Raw genomic sequence first — 21,671 nt, forward strand, 5'->3', positions numbered from 1 at the left:
AAACCTGACAAAAAAACGGTGAGCACATTGCCCACCGTTGCACCTGTTTGAATTGGGAAAATTCTGACAGAAGGCAGGTTTTGAGCAGTCCAAGACTTGTCTCAAACGGTTAGGAATAATTGTTTAAACTCGTGATTGCAGGCACGGAGGCGGGCTTTTTGCACTGCCTGGCGCAGAAAAATGCAAGGCTGTTGATGCTCGTCCTGGGCGTGTTATCTTACTGGCTCGCTTTATCGCAATCGGACAAATAGCAATGGTGAAACAGCGCGTAGGGATCGTGTTTGGCGGCAAATCGGCCGAGCATGAAGTGTCATTACAATCGGCCAAAAACATCCTCGAAGCCATCGATAAGAGCAAGTACGAGGTGGTGTTGCTGGGAATCGATAAACAGGGTGAATGGCATCTCAATGATGCTTCGGGATACTTGCTCAACGCTGAGAACCCGAAGCTGATTGCGCTTAATCGTTCAGGTGAAAATGTCGCGCTGGTTCCGGGCAGTTCTTCCCAGCAGCTGATTACCCGTCAGCAAGCGCAGCCTTTGTCACAGCTGGATGTCATTTTCCCCATCGTGCACGGCACGCTGGGTGAAGATGGCTCGCTACAGGGCTTATTGCGTATGGCGAATCTGCCGTTTGTCGGCTCTGACGTGCTCGGGTCTGCCGTCAGCATGGACAAAGATTTTACCAAGCGGCTGCTGCGTGATGCCGGACTGAACGTTGCCCCCTGGCTGAGCGTGACGCAGGCACAGCGCGCGAACATTGATGCTGAGGCCGTGATTGCACGCTTTGGCCTGCCGCTGTTTATCAAACCGGCTAACCAGGGATCGTCCGTTGGCGTGAGCAAAGTCGAGAGCCCTGAAGCGTTCGTTGCCGCGCTGGATCTCGCCTTTACGTTTGATCGCAAAGTCTTGATCGAGCAAGGGATTAAGGGGCGCGAGATTGAATGTGCCGTGCTGGGCAACGATGCGCCAGAAGCCAGCCCGTGCGGCGAAGTGGTGGTGCATGATGCCTTCTACTCATACGACACCAAATACATCAGCGAAAGCGGCGCGCAAGTGGTGGTGCCAGCGGCAATCAGCGATGAAGCCAGCGAGGCGATTCGTCAGGTGGCAATTACTGCGTTTCAGGCGCTGGAGTGTTTTGGCATGGCGCGTGTTGACGTGTTTCTGACGGAAAGCGGCGAGATCATTGTCAATGAAGTGAATACTTTGCCGGGTTTTACCAATATCAGCATGTATCCGAAGTTATGGCAGGCAGCGGGTTTGAGCTACAGCGATCTGATTTCCCGTCTGATTGAGCTGGCTCAGCAGCGTCACCAGCAAACCAGCCAACTGAAAAGTAGCGTTTGAATCGCCATGACGTGGCTCAGGCCACGTCATTCATCATGCTGCGCGGCTCCATCGCCGGTGAGGTTTGATTACGACCATTGCGTTTGGAAAGATAAAGATTCTTATCCGCCGCTGACACTAAGCGATTGATCACGCTTGGCCATTCACGTTCATTCTGCGCACTGCCGCGCGCCAGACCTAAACTGGCAGTTACCGTCACCGTGTTGCCCTGAATCCAGAACTTCTCTTTGACCATCGCCTGACGTACCGTTTCGGCGAGTTGGTAAAGCTGGCTATGGCTACAATCGAACATCACCATCACAAACTCTTCGCCACCAAAGCGACACACCATGCCACGATTGCCAACTACGCGCTGAATGCGCCGCGCAATCTCTTCCAGCACGCAATCACCGGCATCGTGGCCAAAATTGTCGTTAATGGCTTTGAAATAGTCGACATCAAGCATAATAACGCCTGCTTCCCGTTGTAGCGAGAAAGGTTCATTTCTTAAGCTTTCATACAGACCGGAACGGGACAGCAACTGGGTGAGAAAATCAAAATTAGCGCGGAGTGCAAGGCGATGATTTAACTGGCGGATCGCATCCATGCTCACCGCCACCAGCAGCGGGCTGAGCGCAACGGTGGCGACGCCAAGCCGTGCCGAGGTGAGATGGCTAATCGGCAGCAGTGCATCGTCACCCTGGATGTTCATCACACCATGCGACACCAGCACAATCTCCGTAATACCGGTTATCAGGATCACTAAGCTGGTCAATGGAATCGGCAACACGATGGCACACCAGATCAGCGCCGGAACCGGGAACGTCAGGCTGCCGGCCCCGCCAATCAATGCCCCAACGATCAGCGACAGGATGACCGCCGCCAGCGGCAGCAGTTTGCCGGGATGCAGCAAGGTGTGCGGTGAAACCGTTCGCAACGGGCGTGCCAGCATCACCGGCAGCAGCATCAGCGAAGTAGAGAACTGTTCGCTGAACCAGTCGCTCCACGCCACAATAAAGCGCGCATTGAAATCAATATCCTGTGCCCACGCGCCCCAGGTTGCACAAGCCGCCGCGCCAAGAAAACAGGCGGGAAAAATGCGCATGGCATTGAACACCTGGCTGTGGGCGGAAGGACGTTGCAGATGTTTGATCAGCATGCTGACCGCGACGAGAATAAACAGAATGTTGGCAAAATTGACGGTAAACGCTGGCAGCGCCCAGCCGGAAAATACCGTGTCGTTAAAAATCATCGCACTGAAGCACACCAGATAGCTGGAGGTAGTGTGTAAAAACGGATTCCTCACTATTAATCCCGCCACCAGCGCATTCACCGGCCAGAATAGTGAGAACTCTTCGGGGATGCGTAAATGGCTGCCGATAAAGCAGAAAAACAGCGTAATGAAAAACAGCGTGAGGGCATTCTTTTTAAAATTATTCTCTTCAAACAGCATAACGCGCATACGTCTGAACCCTGTAACCTGGAAAGTGCCGGCATCAACCCTAAGCATCAGCAAGCATTAAACCGGAAATAACCGTGCGATGATTCGGTAATTAAGCAAGTGTTCGTCATCCTACTCTGCGGCTGGGCGGCGCTCACCTGCCATAAAAAGCAGCGTCGCGCCTAATGGCATTGTAGAAACGCCAGAGACAAAGGATAAAACTTGTGGCAATTATGCCCTGTAAATAAAAAAATCGGCTATCCGAGATATCCGATTTTTAGTTTTAAAAACGGTTGTTCCAGCACAGACTTATGGCTATTTCACCGCAACAGGCCATTGACTCAGACGAATGCCACGTTTACGTGCGTTTTCACCAAAGTCTTTTAGCACCGCTTTAACGTCGGGATCCATATATTGGGCATTGCCGTGCTCAGCAATCACCACGCTGTTTTCCGGGATCTCTGCCAGCAATCCCTGCAGCTTTGGATTGTGCATAAAGGTCAGATTTTGCTGCAGGCGTAAAACGTAGTGATCGTCATGTCGCGTGAGCTGCAAGGCGTTGCGATGGCTTTTATAGATGCTGTAGAGGATTTGCGTAGCGATGCCAATTCCGATGCCGGCCAGCATGCCAAACACAATAATGCCGCCAATGGTGGCAAGGAATGGCACATATTGCTGCGGTCCCATGCGCATCTGCTCAATGAACAGGCGCGGCGTGGCCAGCTTATAGCCGGTATAAAGCAGCACCGCCGCAAGGCTGGCAAGGGGAATCGCGTTAAGCAGATTACTGAACCACAGGCCGCAGATTAACAGCAGCACACCATGAATCAGAATCGACAGTTTGGTTTGCGCGCCAACGCTGACGTTCACCGAACTGCGCACAATCACTGCAGTAATCGGCATCGCGCCAAGGAAACCAGCGGTCAGGTTACCAATGCCCTGCGCAAACATCTCTTTGTTGGGTGAAGGTGCAGGATGTTGCGGACGCAGTTTCTTCAGCGCTTCCTGGCTGAGCAGCGTTTCAAGGCTCGCGACCAGCGCCAGCGTGATCGCCACCATCCACACTGCAGGATTCTGCCACGCTTGCCAGTCTGGCGTTTCCAGTTCAGCCACCAGCGCCGACATGCTGTCGAACGCGGGCAGCGCGATACGCGGCAAGCCATCAGCTAACGCTGGAAACAGGCGATCCCCAAACACCGTCGCCGCACAGCCTACCAGCACCGCTACCAGCGGACCGGGCATCCAGCTCAGCACTTTAACTGACTTGATCAGCGGCGTGGTCCACAGCCATAAAATAGCCAATCCCACGCCAGCAACCAGCATCGCGCTGCTGGAAAAATGAAATTCCCCGTTTACCAGCGACAACAGCTCAACATCGCCCGCCGCGCCGAATGCTACCGGAATTTGCTGCATAATCAGCAAAATACCAATCGCCGCCAGCATGCCTTTAATCACGCTGCTCGGCACTAAGGCGATAAAACGTCCTGCACGCAGTAAGCCAAACAGGCACTGCAACACACCCGCCAGAATCAGCGCGGTGAGAAAGGCGGAAAAGCTGCCTAGCGTGGCGATCGACGCGACCACAATCGTTACCAATCCCGCCGCCGGACCACTAACCGCAAAACGCGAGGGGCTCAGCGCAGTCACCAGCAACCCACCAATCACGCCGGTGAGCAGACCCGCAAAGGGCGGCAATCCACTCGCCTGCGCGATGCCAAGACAGAGCGGCAGCGCGACCAGAAACACCACCAAACCAGCCGGAATATCCTGACGAAGCGTGCTTAAATTCATGGCGTTGATTCCTCTGCAGATGGCTGAATTAACCGCGCGCGGCGCCGCAAAGCCAGAGTACGATTTATCACTAATAAGGGTTTCAGGGTCATCACAATAATCTTCTCTCAACATTTAAAAAGATCGCTTTCAGGCAGATAGCGACGTCATTAAACGCGGCTATGGAGAACCATTGAGGATGAAAGCAGAACTTCCTCACAAAAATAGTTTATAGACGCTTAAGCATTACCTTGCATCATGAATATTTCTGACGTCGACAAAACGAATCTTTTTGTAAACACAAATTCAATAAACGTATGAATCAGGTAAGTTTATGCAAGGAGCGGAATGATGAGCAGGATCGATAAAAAGCATTATTAACAATTAAATAAGAGCGATTTTAAATGTGATATTTTCGGTGCAATTACAAAACAATACACGCAAAAATTATATGCCATTTTAGCGACGCTATAATTTAATCCTTATGAGCTGGGAGAATTCCTAATTAAAAAATTTATGATTAGTGCGATTCACTGCCATTTAGCAAATAAGACGAGATATTTCGCTATTCAGTTGCCATGAATTTAGTAAGAGATCAGGAAAACAGTGAGGGGAATAATAGTTACGGAGTTATGTAAATATTGATGGACCTGAAAAGGACATGAATGCGCCTGCCTAAGCAGACGCTATTTTACCTGACGAATTATTTACCGTTCCACGCTTTCATACGCGCTTCACGCACCTGCAGTTGCTGCTCAGGCGTGAGTTTGTTGTAGTTTTCCGCCATGCCACTTTCCCAGTCGCCATACAGCGGGTTCGGTAACACGATGAATTGGGTGCCAAAACGCTGATGATTAAGGCTAACGAACTGCTGACGCTGCGCATTTCCCTGATGCCAGGTTGAACCGCCAAAGTCATTCAAGTTGTCGCCCACATACAGCACCACGTTGTAACCGGCATTCTTCACCGCGTCGAAGCGCTCTTGCTTGTTAGAATTACCGGTACTCAAGCGCACCGTTTTCTCGCTCACGCCGCTGAAGCCCAGCTTATTCAGGTTCTCCACCGTTGCGGCAAAATCTTTTTGGTCGCGGTTGGAGATATAGAACATAGTGCCGCCGTGGCTGTTGACGTAGTTGGCAAACTCCACTGCGCCCGGAACGGCCGTTGCCTGACGCGCCTGCGTCCACGCTGACCAGGTTTTACCCGAGAAGGGCTGGCCGTTTTTCGCCTGCCACGCGCTGTAGGCGCTGTTATCAATCATCGTTTCATCTAAATCGACGATAACCGCTTTCGGTTTACCCGCCAGCGATGGCGCCTGATCGAAGGCCATGCGCGCGCTGTTAAACGCCTGCCAGCTTAATGCCTGATATTCGCCGGATTGCTGGAACCAGTTCACTGCCAGCACCGATTGCTGGCCGAGCTGCTGCTGAGCCTGCTGTTTAGAAGGCTGCGCACAACCGGTTAATGCCAGCGCCATTAAGCCGGATGCCGCCAGCAAGGTGGTTTTCTTCATCATTTCATCCTTAAGTGATTAGGGTCAGTTTTTGTAAAGCTTTAAAAATGTAGCAGTTAACGTAAGCTGTGGGCAGCAGAAAGCAGCGGTTTGGTGAGAGGAGACACTTATGGTACAGCACCCCCACAGCGGTCCACGATCAAGACTATTGGATGACTTTTCCTGGCTGGAATACGCCTTTCAGCCGGCTGGCCAGGCCGTTCCGGCAGAGGCGGCTTATGGTCAACAGCGTCACAGCGCCAATGTGTTGCTGGCAAGCCAAAACATCCCGCCTAAACGTTGCGAATCGGATGGCTTGATTGGCGAAGATCATCTGCCGGTCGCGGTGTATACCGCCGATTGTCTGCCGGTGTTATTTGCCGACCCGCAACAACAGCAGGTTGCGGCGGTGCACGCCGGATTAAAAGGCACGCTCGGTGGCGTATTGAACAACGCGATTGATCGTCTGCTGGAGCGCGGCGCCAGCCGTGAAACGCTGCGTGTGGTAATCGGTCCAGCGATCGGGCCGTGCTGCTATGAACTGGGTAACGATCTGGTGACACAGATGCAGGATCGTCACGATCTTCCGCCGTTACCCTACTCCACCCAGCAGCCGCACAACGCACAAGCGATCCGTCCGCAGGCGCGGGCCCAGCAGGATGGAATCTGGTTTGATCTGCCTAACCTGGCGCGAGGCTTGTTGTTACAGCGGGGAGTGGTGGCGGAACATATTGAAGTGCTGAACGTCTGTACCTACTGCATGGCGGAAGCGGGTTCCAGCTATCGCTACAACACCCATTTTGACAGCGGCTATCAGTCACGCTTCTCGTGGATCCGCACGCGCGGTTAAGAGCTTCACGTCCTTGTGAAGCTTTATCGATCAGTGAATTATGGCATTGAGCGCCAACACGCCGGCTAAACCGAGAATCGAAATCAGCGTCTCCATCACCGTCCAGGTTTTCAGGGTCTCCACCACGCTCAGGTTGAAGTAACCCTTGAACAGCCAGAAGCCGGGATCGTTCACGTGTGAAGCGATCACGCTGCCGGAACCCACCGCCAGTACCATCAAGGCCGGATCGGCATGCGTGGCCGCGATAATTGGCGTCACAATACCGGCGGTGGTGATCGCCGCCACCGTGGCTGAACCCAGCGCCACGCGCAGCATTGCCGCAACCGTCCAGCACATCAGCAGCGGTGACAGTGACGATCCCTTCATCATATCGGCGATGTAGTTACCCACGCCGCTATCCACCAGCACCTGTTTAAATGCACCGCCGCCCGCGATGATAAAGATGATCATGGCGATGGCGGCAATCGACTCGCCGCACATATCCATCACTTCTTCCATCTTACGGCCATTGCGCAGCCCCAACGTCAGCACCGCTATCACCACCGCGATAAACAGCGCCACTGCCGGATTACCGATGAATTCGAAGAACTGACGCAGCGCGTTCTCTTTCGGCGTGGTCAACTCGAAGACGGCGGCAATCGCCATCAGCACCACCGGAATCACTGCGGCAAAAATACTGATGCCGAAGCCTGGCATCTCCTCTTCCGTGAAGATTTTTGGGTTGTAGAGCCCTTCCGGCGGTGACTTCTCAAAGCTTTTAAGGAACTTCGAGAAAATCGGTCCGGCAATAATCACCGTTGGAATGGTGATGATCATGCCGTAGAGCAACGTGGTACCAAGATTAGCGCCAAAGATAGTGGCAATCGCCGTCGGGCCAGGATGCGGCGGCAGGAAGCAGTGAGTGACCGAGAGCGCGGCGACCATCGGTACGCCGACGTACAACAGCGGCAAACCGGCAGCCGCCACGATAGTGAACACCAGCGGCAGCAACAGCACGAAGCCAACCTCATAGAACATCGCCAGGCCGACGATCAGTCCGGTCACCACCAGCGCCCATTGCAGCCGCTCTTTACCAAAAGCAGCGATCAGCGTGGTAGCCACGCGTTGTGCGGCACCGGTATCGGAAACCAGCCGCCCGAGCATGGCGCCGAAGCCAAGGATCATGGCTAATCCGCCCAGCGTCGAGCCGATACCTTTCTGGATCGAGGCCATTACATTCAGTGGCGTCATGCCTTCGGCAATACCGACCACCGCCGAGACAAATACCAAAGCAATGAAGCCATTGACCTTAAATACAATCATCAACACCAGCAGCAGTATCACACCCAGCACAATGATGGTTATTGGCATTTTTATTATCCTTAGGAATACAGAGGGGTGATTAAGGTTTAGGCGCGGCCCGATGATAATGCCAGCCGCGCCCGGTCATCACACGGCGACGCGCATGCCACCGTCAACGAACAGCAGATGCCCGTTAACGAAGTTCGATGCACCGGAAGCAAGGAACACTGCCGCGCCAATCAGCTCTTCCGGTTTGCCCCAGCGAGCGGCTGGCGTGCGCTTGGTTAGCCAGCCGGTAAAGGCAGGATCGTCAGCCAGCGCCTGAGTCATCTCCGTGACGAAATAGCCCGGCGCAATGGCGTTCACCTGAATATTGTGACGCGCCAACTCCACGCACATGCCGCGCGTCAGCATAGTCACCGCGCCTTTGGAGGCCGCGTAAGGCGTGATGGTGTCGCGCCCTAATTCGCTCTGCATCGAACCGATATTGATGATTTTACCCTGCTGACGCTCGACCATTTTTTTCGCCACGGTTTGCGAAACCAGGAATACGGCGGTCTGGTTGACCGCGATAACGTCATTCCAGTCCTGCTCCGGGAATTCAAGGAACGGCCGACGACGCTGGATGCCAGCATTATTCACCAGCACATCAATCGCGCCCCACTCCGCTTCGATCTCATCTACCGCCTGTTTCACCTGCGCCGATTGCGTGACATCAAACGCTTTGGCGTGCGCGCGTAAGCCCAACTCACGCAGCTGCGCCGCGCCCTTCTCTGCGCCTTCGTGCGTAGTGGCGTTGACGATCACGTCAGCACCGGCTTCCGCCAGGCCGCGCGCCAGCAGATATCCAATGCCGCGCGCCGAACCGGTCAGCAGCACACGCTTGCCTTCGAGGGAAAATAACTGGCTCATCACTGCTCCTTAAAAGGTTAACTGGACTTTAGCGGCACGGGTTTTATCGCCGGCAAACTGCAGCGCGGCATCGATATCCTGCAAGGCATACTCACCGCTGAACAGCGGCAACGGGTTTACCACGCCGGTAGCCAGCCATTCGACGGCGGTGTTGAATTCATGAGTAAAGCGGAAGGAACCAACCAGATTAATCTCTTTGGCAATCAGCGCCATGATCGGGAAATTGGGAATGGGGCCGCCCATGCCAACCTGCACCAGCGTACCTTTGGCGCACACCACATCGAGGCAGCGCTGCAGCGAAGAAGGATGGCCGGAGGCTTCAAACGCCACATCGAAATAGCCTTTGTCGGCAAGATAGGGCGCGAAATCGCCGTCGGCGGCATGAATCACCTCGCTTGCGCCCATCTGCTGCGCCATCTCCAGTGAACGCTCGCTGATATCGCTGCACACAATGGAGGCCGCGCCGCGCGCTTTGGCCGCCGCCGCAATCAGGCAGCCAATCGGACCCACGCCTGAGATAAACACGTGCTTGCCGGTGAGATCACCTGCCTGCTGCGTGGCGTGAATACACACCGCCAGCGGCTCAGCGAACACCATGACCGTTTCATCAGCATCCTGCGGGAACGGCACGCATTGCGCGCTATCCACCACTTTGTATTGGGTAAAACCGCCGTCAACGTGCGGCACATACATGGCGCTGCCGAAGAAGCGCATGGTGGTGCACTGGTTTTCCTGATCGCGCTGGCAATATTTGCACGCGCCGCAAGGCTTAGAGGGATTTACCGCGACTTTTTGTTGGGGTTTAAGTGCTGGATTGTCGCTCTCCACCACATAACCAATCACTTCGTGGCCCAGGATCATCGGCATTTTGATCTCAAAACTACCGACCTTGCCTTCCTGATAGTAATGCAGATCGGATCCACAAATGCCGCCACGCGTGATACGCACCAGCGTACCTTTGCCGTCCCATTTCACCTGCTGCTGCGCAACGCTGACTTGTTTTTTTCCAGTGATTACGCCGGATTGCGTTTCGATATTCATAACGTCCCCATAAGAGCTGTAGCAATGGGGGCCATCAGACCGGGTTATGCGGCTTAAAACTGTGATGAACATCACCTAAAGACATGTTACGGAAAGCTGTTACCTGGAACGTGAAGTCTGCGATGCCGAAGAGAAAACAGGCGGCCGTAAGTGGCCGCCTGTGAAGAGAATTAATAGCCTGACATCAGGTCGTGGCTGTATTTGAACAGTTCAGAATCCGAACGTAAACCGAGCTTTTTCAGCGCCGATTGTTTCTGCCCGCTCACGGTTTTACGGCTGCGCTTAAACTTCACGGCAATTTGTGACACGCTCAAACCATCGAGAAAACAACGCACCACTTCAACTTCACGCGGGCTGAGGGTTTTCACCTTCTCATACATATTGCCTTTGCTGCTAAAATCGAGGCTGTCATCCAGCGACTCTTCGCTCATGACATAGAGATTTTCAACCTCGTAGGCGACTTCTTTAGACAAGAACAAACGGCCCTGCGCCACCTGACGAATCGCATGGGTAATTTCCTGCATATTGTGGCTTTTACCAATAAAGCCCTTCACGCCTGCGCTTAGCACCATTTTGACGATGGCCGGACTCTCCATTGAAGAAGAGATCAGAATTTTTTGCTGGGGATAATGATTACGCAGTTGCTTCACCAGCGCCAAACCATCCAGTTCACGTTCACCCAGCAGGAAATCCAGTACCAGCACATCGACTACGGTACTTCTCAGCTGATTAAATAATTCATTACTTGAAGCCCAGGTTCCCACCAAATGAATATCGGGCTCATGTTTTAAACACAACTCGAAAACGGTACGAACCATGGGGTGATCATCAAGGACAGCCACACGCACTTGTTTATTATGTGCATATACCATTTATTTATTCCTTTATTACAGCATTAACTTTGTCCAATTCTGACTGTCACACCCGCTTCAATAAATAAATGGTGTCGATTACAACAGCTGTGAAAAATAGCCTTCACAACATCAGAATTCTAAATCGATAGCGTCACCCTAATAGCGGTCATTTTTATATACCCCTTTTAGGTTTATATTTTTCCGTGATAGATTCTTACTTGCCTGCTCACGTAAAAGTGGGAAAAGTCTGACTTAACTCCTTAACAAGACCACATAAGAATTGTCTTGAAAGAAAAGGAGCAATCTAACTAACTGAATAAGCTAAGAAATGAACATCATATAGTTACATCGCTATCACCCTCTCTCTTTCGCTAAAAATCAAACATTTGAGAATGGTCGCAAAATTTTAACAGTAAAAGAATAGAACGAGCGAAAGATAATAATATCTTTATAATCCCTGGTCCTGATAGACATTAATGGATACCTTAAGAAGGCAGCGTGCTAATTAATCTTAATACTTTTCGCTTGTTGGCCTTATTTTTTCTGGCTTTAGTTTCATGTTCATTAATAGCATCAGAGAAAAAACTGCAATTACTGGCGCGATATGATGTAGCTCAACCTGCTTTACAACTGGCTGAACCTATCTCTTCAGAGTTTCGTCATCACGTTCTCAAAGTTGCTGTCGCTGGGCAACCACAACCGCCCCTTTTTATGGATATAGATACGCGACGATTCGAAGGCGTGAGTGCGGATTATCTCTCTCTGATTCAGAATATGCTGGATACCACAATAGAAATCCATTATTACGCCAGCCATAGCGCGGCCCAGGAAGCCGTAACCAGCGGAGAAATGCAACTATTAGCGATCTATGTAGAACCCCCCTCAGTATCAGAGCCGCAAACCTTGATCGCCAGCGACCCCTGGATGCTGGATTATGCAGCGATCGGTTTTAAGTCTGAGCGAAACGCTCCATTAAAAATTGATGAACCCAATCGCATGGCCTGGTCTGGTTCAGCGTTGATGCGTGCACATTTAGAAGAGACTTTTAAGAGCGACCTTTTAGTTCGCTTTCCTGGTTACTACGATGCTGTCGCAGCAACAGTATTTGGCCAAACAGAGCGTGTATGGGGCAATGCCGCCACGCTTACGCACCTAAATCGCTTCATGTTCGCAAATGCGCTGGATATAACCAAAGATGACCACGCTATTCCGATGAATTTCAGCTTTGGCATTAGCCCGCGTCATCCACAACTTGCCGAAGCGATTAATTTTGCCTTAACACAAATTCCTCTCTCTATTCGCATGCAGATAGCGAAGCGCTGGCAACTGGATACGTACCATGTGCTGCAGCGTAATCCGCTTGCACTCAAGCATGAAGAGGAGAAATGGCTGCAGGCACACCCGCGTATCAACACCGCACTACCGCAAACCCTCGCTCCACTCAGCAGTCGCAACGGGAGCATGCCGTTTCGCGGCATGATCATTGATGTTTTAGATCTGATAGCCAATCAAAGTGGCATTACATTTAATTCAGAAGTTCAGGAAGAAAGTGGACGTAACCAAACCGATAAGCATTTTCCACATCTGTATGCGCTTGAGATGCTTACCCCGGATATGCCCCCTCAGTTAATAACCCGCCCATGGCTGGTTTCACACTGGGTCATTATTCGCCATAAACGCCCTCGGAATATTATGGCTCGGGATCCTTTTCCCTTTGGCTCGGCTCTCATGCTGAACAATCGGCAGATGAAGGATTGGATGCTTCTACATTATCCCCATCTGAACCTCGCCTATATCAATGATCCTTTGCAGGCCTTGCGTGAATTGCAGGCGCATGAAATTGATGCGGTAGTGATGCCAAAGATTTTTGTGGATTATCTGCTCCACAACCATTACGCAGATGACCTGATTATTGAAACCACGTTGGGTGCAGACCCGGCACGTTTTGTCATGCGTGTTGAACCCGGTAATGAAACGCTGATTAGCATTCTCAATAAAGCCTTGATCGCGATTCCTCCCGAAACCATGTTCAAGTTGCTGGCACATTGGCGTCAGTCAGAGATGCCGTTCCTCAGTGCTTCATGGCAGAGTTACAAACAAGTTATCTTGCTGATTGTGTCGGTCTCGACCGGATTAATAGCCCTTATTTTGCTGTGGAACCGTCATCTGCGGAAGGTTATTCAGCAGCGTATTCAGGCTGAAAATGCATTGAAAAATCAGCTCAATTTCACCCATACACTCTTCAATGACTCGCCCGTTGCCATGTATATCCGCGACAAACAAACCCGATTAGTGGATTGCAACAATGCCTACCTACGTTTTATGGATTTCCAGCGAGAAGATGTCATCGGTAAACGACTGTCGGACGTTCTCACTGGCAATAACGCCAGTATTCACAGTATTGAAGATGGCTATCAAAAAACCTTAGTGGATGGCGAAGCCGTCATGCGCGACATACATATGGATTTTGAACAGCGAACATTCCAGCTTTATCACTGGATACTGCCGTTTCGCGATCGGCACGGTGATGTCGCAGGTGTTATTGGGGGCTGGCTGGATGTCACTGAACGCAATGCGCTGCTGCAGGAGTTACAACTCGCCAAAGATGTGGCTGATAAAGCCAACCGCTCCAAAAGTGAATTTCTTGCCAGCATGAGCCATGAAATCCGCACGCCATTGCATGCCATGATTGGCTTACTGGAGCTCGAAACTCGCTTGCAACCGGCTGATTCTCTCTCAGAGAACATCCGTGTTGCGTACCATTCGGCACGCGCGTTGCTGTCATTGATTGGCGATATTCTCGATTTGTCGAAAATCGAGTCCGGCCTTTATCAACCAACGTTAGAAACGGTCTACCTTCCTGATGTTCTCGATCAAGCGGTTACGCTATTCCGTAATAAAGCAGAGATTAAGGGACTTGAACTGCGGGTAGAGATGGATATTGCTGCTTACTGGGTGAAAACAGACCCATTGATGCTGAATCAAATTCTCTCCAACCTATTGAGCAACGCCATTAAGTTTTCCGATTACGGCACTGTCACTGTTGTGCTCATGCAGGGCATTGCGCAGGAGGAGGACGGTTGTGAATTCGTGATCGAAGTTAGCGATCAAGGTTGTGGCATGACGGAGGACCAACAGCACGCCATCTTCGAACCTTTTGTGCAGGTGGGCGATCGTCAGCAGCAGCAAATTGGCACCGGATTAGGATTAAGCATTTGTCGTAATCTGGCGCATCTACTGGATGGTGAGCTGATTGTGGAAAGTGCGCCAGGGGAAGGCGCGGTGTTCTCTTTTTATTTCCGTGCCTTGCCCGGTGAACCGCAGGATCAAACACAGCCTCATTTGTCGCAGCCGCTGATCTCCGACAAGCTCTCCGTGATGATCATCGACGATCACGCACCCAACCGATTACTGCTTGGGAAACAGCTTGAACTGGCCGGCCATCAAGTCATGGTGAGTGAAAGTGCGGCAGAAGCACTGACGTTATGGCAGCAGGATCCATTACGTTTCGACCTCATCATCACAGACTGTAATATGCCGGGCATGAACGGCTTTGAGTTCGCTGAAGCGCTGCGTCTATACGAGCATGAGCATCAGTTAACACCGATCATGCTATTCGGCCTGACTGCATCGGCTGAGCAGCATATTATGCAACGCTGCCTTCAGGCGGGAATGAACGATTGTCTTTTCAAGCCGCTGGATTTAGAGAGCTTACTTGCTCAGGTTGCACGTTGTACCCGGCGCAGCGCCATAAAACCCGAAATCCAGGCACCGCCGGCAGCGAGTATCTCCTCTTTCCCACAGCTGTTAACACAACTGGCCGAACAGGATAGTGAAGGTTGTCTGGTGTTACTCAACAGCATACGAACCAGCCACGATGAGTTGTTGGTATCACTTCAGCAAACCGATGATGCCAGCGCCCTGTCACAGCTGGGTCACAAATTAAAAGGAGGAGCAGCAATGCTAAATGCTCCAACGTTGACTGAACTGGGCCGCAAGTTGGAGAAACACCGCGAGGAAGCCCTCGATCCGCAAGCGTTAATTCAGCAGATTGTCGAGGAAATGAAACGTGTTAATGAGTCCTTGCAAGAATTTGAGAAACATCGCCTGAAAAATCATCAAGATTTATAGAATCATAATCTTATCGAGACATTTCTCGGTTCGCCCTATTAATCTGCCGGACATAATGACCGTCAACGTCATCATTACGGTGCCGTTAAAGGGAGAGATATGTTTAATGCAAAAATTCTCATCGTTGATGAGCATCGTTTGGTTGCCGCCGGCGTGCAGGCTTTATTATTAATGAATGGCTTTAATTGTGTCACTACTGCGCACACAATTAACGATGGTATTGATGATATCATTCATCAACACATCGACATACTAATATTAGACCCTGACTTTAAAGAAAAAAATGGCATCGCATTTTTACGCGATATCGTCAAATCAAAGACGTGGATGAAAGTCATATTGATTAGTCGGGATGGCAACAACCACCTTTCAATACAGTCACTTAGCCAGGGCGCGAACGGGTTCGTGTCAACTTACGATCCCATTCAAACACTGATCGCCGCCATTGGCTGCGTTTCTAATAATGTGAATTATCTACCGGGCGACATTCTGGATAAACGTCAGCGTTATGCAAATGAGCAAGATATGCTTTCTCGCCTGACTGACCGTGAAAATTTAATTTCGCGACAGCTCGCACAGGGGAAGTCCAATAAAACCATCGCTTGCGAATTGGGATTAAATAATAAAACAATCAGCACTTATAAAACAAAGATATTCCAAAAACTTGAGTCAAAAAACCTGGTTGATATCATCGAACTTGCACGTCGCAATGGGGCTTGTTGAAAGAAAAATCAAGACTAGTCTTGCTGATTAATAACGTTATGGCGTGGCATGATATGCCTTGTCCTAACCCCGGACAGTTTTTAAAAAGATTGAGTTATAAAGGAATTAATAACCACAGAGCTAATTTATTAGCCCCTTCTTCATGCTATTACAGGGCGAGTAGGTTTCTTCCCGTGCCTGCCGAAAGAAGTCCGATACTTTCGTCTGCGACTTACCGCCCTGCTTTTTTTTGATACTTCTCACAGGCTGAACGCCACACACTTCCTTCCCTGCAAAATCCCGCTAGAGTTCACTCATCCGACCACTCTCTGAGTATGTGATTATGTCTGAGCATTATGCCCACCTGTTCGCCCCGCTGGATTTGGGTTTCACCCAGCTTAAAAATCGTTTCCTGATGGGTTCGATGCATACCGGACTGGAAGAACACGCTGAGGGCGCAGAGCGTCTGGCCGCTTTTTACGCTGAGCGAGCGCGTGAAGGCGTGGCGCTGATTGTCACTGGCGGTATCGCGCCCAATCCGCAAGGCGTGGTGGCACAAGGCGGAGCGATCCTCAACCAGGAAAGTCAGTGCAACTGGCACCGTATCATCACCGATGCGGTGCATGCAGAAGGCGGGAAAATCGCGCTGCAAATTCTGCATGCCGGGCGCTACAGCTATCAGCGTGACCTGGTTGCCCCATCGGCATTACAGGCGCCGATCAATCCTTTTACGCCCCAAGCGCTCAGCGATGCGGATATTCAGCAAACCATTCAGGACTTCGCGCACTGCGCCAAACTGGCGCAACAGGCCGGCTATGACGGCGTGGAGATCATGGGCTCGGAAGGTTATCTGATTAACCAGTTTCTGGTGGCGCACACCAATAAGCGCGAGGATGACTGGGGCGGCGATGTGACGCGACGCCAGCGCTTTGCATTAGCGGTGACGCAAGCGGTGCGTGATGCCGTCGGCAGCGACTTCATCATTATCTTCCGCTTGTCGATGCTCGATTTGGTCAATAACGGCAGCTCGCTGGAAGAGACGCTTTCACTGGCGCAAGCGCTGGAGCAGTGCGGCGTTACGCTGTTTAACAGCGGCATTGGCTGGCATGAAGCGCGCATTCCCACCATCGCCACCTGCGTGCCGCGTGCTGGTTTTGCCTGGGTCACGCAGCACCTGCGCGAGCGCGTATCGGTGCCGGTCATCGCCACCAATCGCATCAACCATCCCGATGTAGCTGAACAGCTTTTGCGTGATGGCATCGCTGATATGGTGTCGATGGCGCGCCCTTTCCTCGCCGATGCGGCTTTTGTCCGTAAAGCCGAAACCGGCCAGCCCGATGCCATCAACACCTGCATTGCCTGTAATCAGGCCTGCCTCGATCAAATCTTTGTTGGCAAAATCACCTCTTGTCTGGTGAATCCGCGCGCCTGCCACGAAACGCTGATGCCGGTGATCGCCACCAAGCAACCGAAACAGCTGGCGGTGGTGGGCGCGGGACCCGCGGGTATGGCGTTCGCGCTGCAGGCGGCGCAGCGCGGCCATCAGGTCACGCTTTACGAAGCCGATGCGCAAATTGGCGGACAATTTAATATCGCCCGGCAGATTCCCGGCAAAGCCGAATTCAGTGAAACGCTGCGCTATTTCCGTCACCAACTTTCTGCCGCAGGCGTAACGATTAAAACGGAACATCGCGTCAGCGCTGACGAACTGGCAGCCGCTGATGAAGTGATCATCGCAACCGGTATCTTGCCGCGCCAGCTGACGATTCCTGGCATCGATCATCCCAGCGTACTGAGCTACCTTGATGTGATTCGCGATAAAAAACCGGTGGGAAAACGCGTGGCGATTATCGGCGCGGGCGGCATTGGTTTTGATACCGCTGAGTTTCTGCTGCATCAAACCAGCCATGACGATTTTTACCAAAGCTGGGGCATCGATCGCAGCCTGCAGGCGCGAGGTGGTTTGATTGCGCCACAGCCACAGCCCGCCGATCGGCAAATCTGGCTGCTGCAGCGCAAATCCGGCAAGCCGGGCGCAGGCTTAGCGAAAACCACCGGCTGGATCCACCGCGCCAGCTTGCAGGCGCACGGCGTGCAGATGTGGGGCGACGTCGAATATTTGCAGATTGATGACGCCGGATTACATCTGCGCCATCAGGGCGAAGCGATGACGCTGCCGATAGATAACGTGGTGATTTGTGCCGGGCAGGAACCGCTGCGCCTGCTGGCGGACCAGCTCAGCGCGCGTGGCAAATCCGTACGTGTGATTGGGGGTGCGGATGTGGCGCAGGAGCTGGATGCTCGCCGCGCCATCGCTCAGGCGACCGAACTGGCGCTGAGTGTGTAATTAGCGCAGTTTGACCGAACGCAGTACCACGAACTTGGCGTTGGACGCCACCAGTTCGCAGTTACCAAACAGCTTTTTCATTTTGACGTGATAGCCGAGGTGGCGGTTGCCGACGATGCGCAACTCGCCGCCATACTGCAGGCAGCGTTTCGCATCACGCAGCATTTGCCATGCCAGATGATCGGTCACCGCGTGCTGCTGATGGAATGGCGGATTGCACAGCACCGCGTGTAGGCGATCGGACGGGAAGCCACTCAGCACGTTGTTAACGCGAAACTGACAGCGCGCCATATCCTGCGGACGGTTCACTTCCACGTTCAGTTTGCTTGATGCCACCGCCATGTAGGATTCATCATAAAACAGCACGTCCGCGTTTGGGTTCTGTTCCAGTGCCAGCAAGCCAATCACGCCGTTGCCACAACCCAGGTCGAGAATCTCACCTTCAATGTCAAAAGGCAGATGCTGCATAAAGAAGCGTGCGCCCACATCCAGCGACGCGCGGGAAAACACGTTGGCGTGATTGTGGATCTGGTACTCAGAATCATCCAGCGGCCAAACGGTGGTGGCGGGCTGATCCGCTAATTGCGGCGCAGTGAAGCGGCTGTAAATCAGACGCGCTTTTTTCCACGCCAGCGAGGTTTTGCTCTCGCCGAGGATGCGCTCGAACAGTTGCAGCGTGGAGTTGTGAATATCTTTGGCCTTCGCCGCCGCCAGAATCAGCGTGTCCGGCGTCACCACTTCGCGCAGTGCACGCAGTTGATGCTCAAGCAGCGCCAGCGCTTTGGGAATTTTGATCATCACCACCGCCGGTGCGGCCGGCAATGGCGCCAGGCTATCGAGAAAATGCACCTGATCTTCATCCATCTCATTGAGTCGCAGATTCTGTTTTGCCGCCTGTTCGCTCAGCAGCGAATCGCTGACGTGCCACACCGGACGTGCTCCCAACCCGCAAGTCAGCGCGCCAAAGCTGTCGTTGAACACCAAAACCGGTCCCTCGGGCAGCGCTTGCTGCAACAGGTATTCATCGGCGGAATCCCACGCCTGTAGCGGGCTTTCCTCACGCATTGGCGGGAAGCGGTGCAGCGTCAGCGTGCGATTGGTCAGTTCAAGTTGGCTCATGGAATCTCCGGCGTGGTACACTTTGCGCGATTTTCGCCCTAAAAAGGGGGCGCAGTATACTGTCTTTCGCCGGGAATCCCAATGTCATTAATCTATCTGCAGGGCTACCCTGAAAACATCCTCGAGCAGGTTCAGACGCTGATCGAACATGAGCGCTTAGGTGCCTTTCTCCAGCAACGCTATCCCGATACGCACAATATCGTCAGCGACCGCGCGCTCTATGATTACACGCAGGCGCTGAAAAACCGCTATATGCGCAGCGCACCGCCGGTGAGCAAAGTGATTTGGGACAATAAAATCAAGGTGATGAAGCACGCGTTGGGGCTGCACACGGCGATTTCGCGCGTGCAAGGCGGCAATCTAAAAGCCAAAGCGGAGATTCGCATCTCCACTTTCTTCCGCCTCGCACCGGAAGCGTTTTTGCGCATGATCGTGGTGCACGAGCTGGCACACCTGAAAGAGAAAGAGCACGACAAAGCGTTTTACCAACTCTGCTGCCACATGGAACCGGATTATCACCAGCTGGAATTTGACGCCCGCTTGTGGATGACCGATCAGGCGATGCGCGGCAACGCAGCTTAAAGAAACTCCTGCGCTTTTTGGATCAGGCTGGTTTTGGTCAGTGCGCCCATAAAACGGCGCTCCTGCGGATTATTTAGCACCGGCAGGCGTTCAAGCGTGACGCGGGCAAAGGCTTCCCAACCTTCGCGCATGCTTTGATTCTGATAAATGCAGGGAAAGTTATTGTCCATCACGCTACTGACTGGCGAATGCAGCGTGATCTCCTGCGACAACACCTTGCGTGAGATATCGTGTATCGACACCACGCCGAGAAATTGCCCTTCACTATTAATCACATAGACATAACGTTCCCGCTTGAGCGAGCTCACCGCCAGCGCCTGCCCTACTGACTCTTCTGGCTGCAACGCCGCGCCGGGAATGATCAACTGATCGACACGCATGTTATCGAAATCATACTTGGCTTCGGAACGACTGAAATGGCTGCTCACCACCGGATAAGTGCTGGACGATTGCAGGCGATACACCACCATTGAGGCCAGCACTGACGCGATCATAATCGGGAACAACAGGCTGCTATTCAGCGTCATCTCAAGCACCATCAGCATCGACATTAACGGTGCCTGGCTGACCGCCGCCAGCACCGCCGCCATGCCGATGGCCGCATACAGCAAAGTATTGCCGACCGGTAAATGCAGCATCACACCCATTTGCGCCAGCGCCACGCCGAGCAGTGCGCCGATCAATAAGGAAGGGGTAAACAGCCCGCCCACCGCGTTGGAACCCACCGACAGCGTGGTCGCCAGCGTTTTTAGCACCAGCAATCCCAGTAATCCCATCAGTAGATATTGGCCATCAATGATTTTCACGATCACTTCGTAACCGTTACCGAGAATATCGGTGGAGATCAGCGCCAAAAAGCCCACCGCTAATCCACCGGCGCCGAGCCGCAGCGGCAGCGAACGCACGCGGCCAAACAGCGCCTTGCTGCGCGCAATCAGTTTGATCAGCAGCCAGCCGGCGATACCGGCGACAAAACCAATCAGCAACGTCATCAGCAAACTGCTGATATCCATCTGGAATAGCGCTTCGGATAACGGATATAGCGCGCTGCGAAAACCCAGCGACCACATGGTCATCACCGCCACCGCCGACGAGACAATTAGCGGAATCAAGCGTTGCAGCGCCGAGATGCCAAAAGCGATCTCCGCGACAAATATCGCCGACGCCAACGGGGCGTGATACACCGATGAAAGCCCGGCAGCAGCGGCCATCGCCACGATATCGCTGTTGCGCAGATTCAGCGATTTGGGCAGCCAGCGCCCGATTAAACTGCCGCTCAGCGCCGATAGCTGCACCATCGGCCCCTCTTTACCTATCGACGCGCCGCTGCCGATGCTGGCCATCGATGACAGCGCACGGAACAGCGAGGTTTTGGTTGGTACCGCATCGAGCCGCGCGTTGATCACCTCCAGATAATCGGTCTGCACCGTTTCCTGTTTCTCAATCGCCACCGCATAGCGCAGGAAAAAACCGGCCAATACGCCGCCCGCGCCCACCAGCAGCGGCCAGAAGATCCACGGCCAGACATACATCGCCACGGTGATTTCACTGTCACTGTTGAACAGCAGATGGTTGATCAATTCAATTACGCCGCGAAAGGCCAGCGTCACCAGCGAGGCCACACATCCAACGGGGATGGCGATCAGTAATGTGGTCCAGTTCAGAGCATGTTTACTTCCACTCACCCGCGCGTCCCCGCTAAGTCGGTTAAAAAGTTGTGCGGCATCATCATATTGGAATGCGGATCTCAGGATCAAATTTCGCCTGCCTGGCGCTCAGATGAACATGTTACTCTGCCGTTTTACTTTAGCAGGAGAGCAGC

The 21,671-nt window shown here is 52.7% G+C and carries 15 protein-coding genes; 6 read left to right on the top strand and 9 right to left on the bottom strand.

Annotation, left to right across the window (positions count from 1 at the left end; translation table 11 throughout):
* Positions 1-253: 253 nt before the first annotated feature.
* Positions 254-1,348, top strand: a complete 1,095-nt coding sequence (gene ddlA / locus P6287_RS16705; RefSeq protein ID WP_277974133.1) for a D-alanine--D-alanine ligase — start codon at positions 254-256, stop codon at positions 1,346-1,348.
* 16 nt (positions 1,349-1,364) lie between these two features.
* Here ddlA and P6287_RS16710 read toward each other — a convergent pair whose 3' ends face one another.
* From P6287_RS16710 to P6287_RS16720, 3 genes are all read right to left on the bottom strand, one after another.
* Entirely contained in the window at positions 1,365-2,789 is a 1,425-nt protein-coding gene (locus P6287_RS16710; protein ID WP_192412215.1) for a GGDEF domain-containing protein, read from the bottom strand.
* 294 nt (positions 2,790-3,083) lie between these two features.
* A complete protein-coding gene (locus P6287_RS16715; RefSeq protein ID WP_192412217.1) occupies positions 3,084-4,559 on the bottom strand; it encodes a SulP family inorganic anion transporter in 1,476 nt (491 codons plus the stop codon).
* Positions 4,560-5,241: 682 nt separating this feature from the next.
* On the bottom strand, positions 5,242-6,051 hold the full coding sequence (locus P6287_RS16720) for a 5'-nucleotidase, lipoprotein e(P4) family (RefSeq protein WP_101762925.1): 810 nt from the start codon (positions 6,049-6,051) through the stop codon (positions 5,242-5,244).
* A gap of 109 nt (positions 6,052-6,160) precedes the next feature.
* Here P6287_RS16720 and P6287_RS16725 point away from each other — a divergent pair, with 109 nt between their 5' ends.
* The gene (locus tag P6287_RS16725; RefSeq protein WP_277974134.1) at positions 6,161-6,880 is read left to right on the top strand and encodes a polyphenol oxidase family protein; all 720 of its coding nucleotides are present in this window, start codon (positions 6,161-6,163) and stop codon (positions 6,878-6,880) included.
* 30 nt (positions 6,881-6,910) lie between these two features.
* Here P6287_RS16725 and P6287_RS16730 read toward each other — a convergent pair whose 3' ends face one another.
* The 4 genes from P6287_RS16730 to P6287_RS16745 all read right to left on the bottom strand — a co-directional run bounded on the left by P6287_RS16730 (position 6,911) and on the right by P6287_RS16745 (position 10,932).
* Entirely contained in the window at positions 6,911-8,230 is a 1,320-nt protein-coding gene (locus tag P6287_RS16730; RefSeq protein WP_192412221.1) for a gluconate:H+ symporter, read from the bottom strand.
* A gap of 78 nt (positions 8,231-8,308) precedes the next feature.
* Positions 8,309-9,073 (bottom strand): gluconate 5-dehydrogenase, encoded by a 765-nt coding sequence (idnO, locus tag P6287_RS16735; protein ID WP_101762923.1) that lies wholly within the window; start codon positions 9,071-9,073, stop codon positions 8,309-8,311.
* Positions 9,074-9,082: 9 nt separating this feature from the next.
* Complete coding sequence (gene idnD, locus P6287_RS16740) at positions 9,083-10,114, bottom strand: L-idonate 5-dehydrogenase (RefSeq protein ID WP_277974135.1); 1,032 nt, start codon at positions 10,112-10,114, stop codon at positions 9,083-9,085.
* A 170-nt stretch (positions 10,115-10,284) separates the two neighbouring features.
* Entirely contained in the window at positions 10,285-10,932 is a 648-nt protein-coding gene (locus P6287_RS16745; RefSeq protein WP_231103554.1) for a response regulator transcription factor, read from the bottom strand.
* Positions 10,933-11,466: 534 nt separating this feature from the next.
* On the opposite strand from P6287_RS16745, the gene P6287_RS16750 reads away from it, so the two are divergent.
* The 3 genes from P6287_RS16750 to P6287_RS16760 all read left to right on the top strand — a co-directional run bounded on the left by P6287_RS16750 (position 11,467) and on the right by P6287_RS16760 (position 18,148).
* Positions 11,467-15,099 (top strand): ATP-binding protein, encoded by a 3,633-nt coding sequence (locus P6287_RS16750; RefSeq protein WP_277974136.1) that lies wholly within the window; start codon positions 11,467-11,469, stop codon positions 15,097-15,099.
* Positions 15,100-15,198: 99 nt separating this feature from the next.
* Positions 15,199-15,822 (top strand): response regulator transcription factor, encoded by a 624-nt coding sequence (locus tag P6287_RS16755; RefSeq protein WP_277974137.1) that lies wholly within the window; start codon positions 15,199-15,201, stop codon positions 15,820-15,822.
* Positions 15,823-16,144: 322 nt separating this feature from the next.
* Entirely contained in the window at positions 16,145-18,148 is a 2,004-nt protein-coding gene (locus P6287_RS16760) for an NADPH-dependent 2,4-dienoyl-CoA reductase (protein ID WP_277974138.1), read from the top strand.
* Here the strand turns inward: P6287_RS16760 and rlmG are convergent, their stop codons facing one another.
* Positions 18,149-19,267 carry a 23S rRNA (guanine(1835)-N(2))-methyltransferase RlmG gene (rlmG, locus tag P6287_RS16765; protein WP_110867387.1) on the bottom strand — a complete coding sequence of 373 codons (1,119 nt, stop codon included), beginning with the start codon at positions 19,265-19,267 and terminating at the stop codon, positions 18,149-18,151.
* Positions 19,268-19,348: 81 nt separating this feature from the next.
* Here rlmG and P6287_RS16770 point away from each other — a divergent pair, with 81 nt between their 5' ends.
* Positions 19,349-19,849: a M48 family metallopeptidase gene (locus tag P6287_RS16770; RefSeq protein ID WP_101762916.1), complete on the top strand. Its 501-nt coding sequence runs from the start codon at positions 19,349-19,351 to the stop codon at positions 19,847-19,849.
* On the opposite strand, the gene P6287_RS16775 is transcribed toward P6287_RS16770, so the two are convergent.
* The gene (locus P6287_RS16775) at positions 19,846-21,534 is read right to left on the bottom strand and encodes a chloride channel protein (RefSeq protein WP_192412229.1); all 1,689 of its coding nucleotides are present in this window, start codon (positions 21,532-21,534) and stop codon (positions 19,846-19,848) included. The two genes, P6287_RS16770 and P6287_RS16775, sit on opposite strands and share 4 nt — an antisense overlap.
* Between the last annotated feature and the right edge of the window lie 137 nt (positions 21,535-21,671).

This window comes from Pantoea sp. X85, assembly GCF_029623675.1.
Classification (GTDB): Bacteria; Pseudomonadota; Gammaproteobacteria; order Enterobacterales; family Enterobacteriaceae; genus Pantoea; species Pantoea leporis.

Bases quoted from the DNA above. Each gene is read 5' to 3' on its own strand.
- ddlA (WP_277974133.1), top strand. From the start codon at position 254: ATGGTGAAACAGCGCGTAGGGATCGTGTTTGGCGGCAAATCGGCCGAG.
- P6287_RS16710 (WP_192412215.1), bottom strand. From the start codon at position 2,789: ATGCGCGTTATGCTGTTTGAAGAGAATAATTTTAAAAAGAATGCCCTC.
- P6287_RS16715 (WP_192412217.1), bottom strand. From the start codon at position 4,559: ATGAATTTAAGCACGCTTCGTCAGGATATTCCGGCTGGTTTGGTGGTG.
- P6287_RS16720 (WP_101762925.1), bottom strand. From the start codon at position 6,051: ATGAAGAAAACCACCTTGCTGGCGGCATCCGGCTTAATGGCGCTGGCA.
- P6287_RS16725 (WP_277974134.1), top strand. From the start codon at position 6,161: ATGGTACAGCACCCCCACAGCGGTCCACGATCAAGACTATTGGATGAC.
- P6287_RS16730 (WP_192412221.1), bottom strand. From the start codon at position 8,230: ATGCCAATAACCATCATTGTGCTGGGTGTGATACTGCTGCTGGTGTTG.
- idnO (WP_101762923.1), bottom strand. From the start codon at position 9,073: ATGAGCCAGTTATTTTCCCTCGAAGGCAAGCGTGTGCTGCTGACCGGT.
- idnD (WP_277974135.1), bottom strand. From the start codon at position 10,114: ATGAATATCGAAACGCAATCCGGCGTAATCACTGGAAAAAAACAAGTC.
- P6287_RS16745 (WP_231103554.1), bottom strand. From the start codon at position 10,932: ATGGTTCGTACCGTTTTCGAGTTGTGTTTAAAACATGAGCCCGATATT.
- P6287_RS16755 (WP_277974137.1), top strand. From the start codon at position 15,199: ATGTTTAATGCAAAAATTCTCATCGTTGATGAGCATCGTTTGGTTGCC.
- P6287_RS16760 (WP_277974138.1), top strand. From the start codon at position 16,145: ATGTCTGAGCATTATGCCCACCTGTTCGCCCCGCTGGATTTGGGTTTC.
- rlmG (WP_110867387.1), bottom strand. From the start codon at position 19,267: ATGAGCCAACTTGAACTGACCAATCGCACGCTGACGCTGCACCGCTTC.
- P6287_RS16770 (WP_101762916.1), top strand. From the start codon at position 19,349: ATGTCATTAATCTATCTGCAGGGCTACCCTGAAAACATCCTCGAGCAG.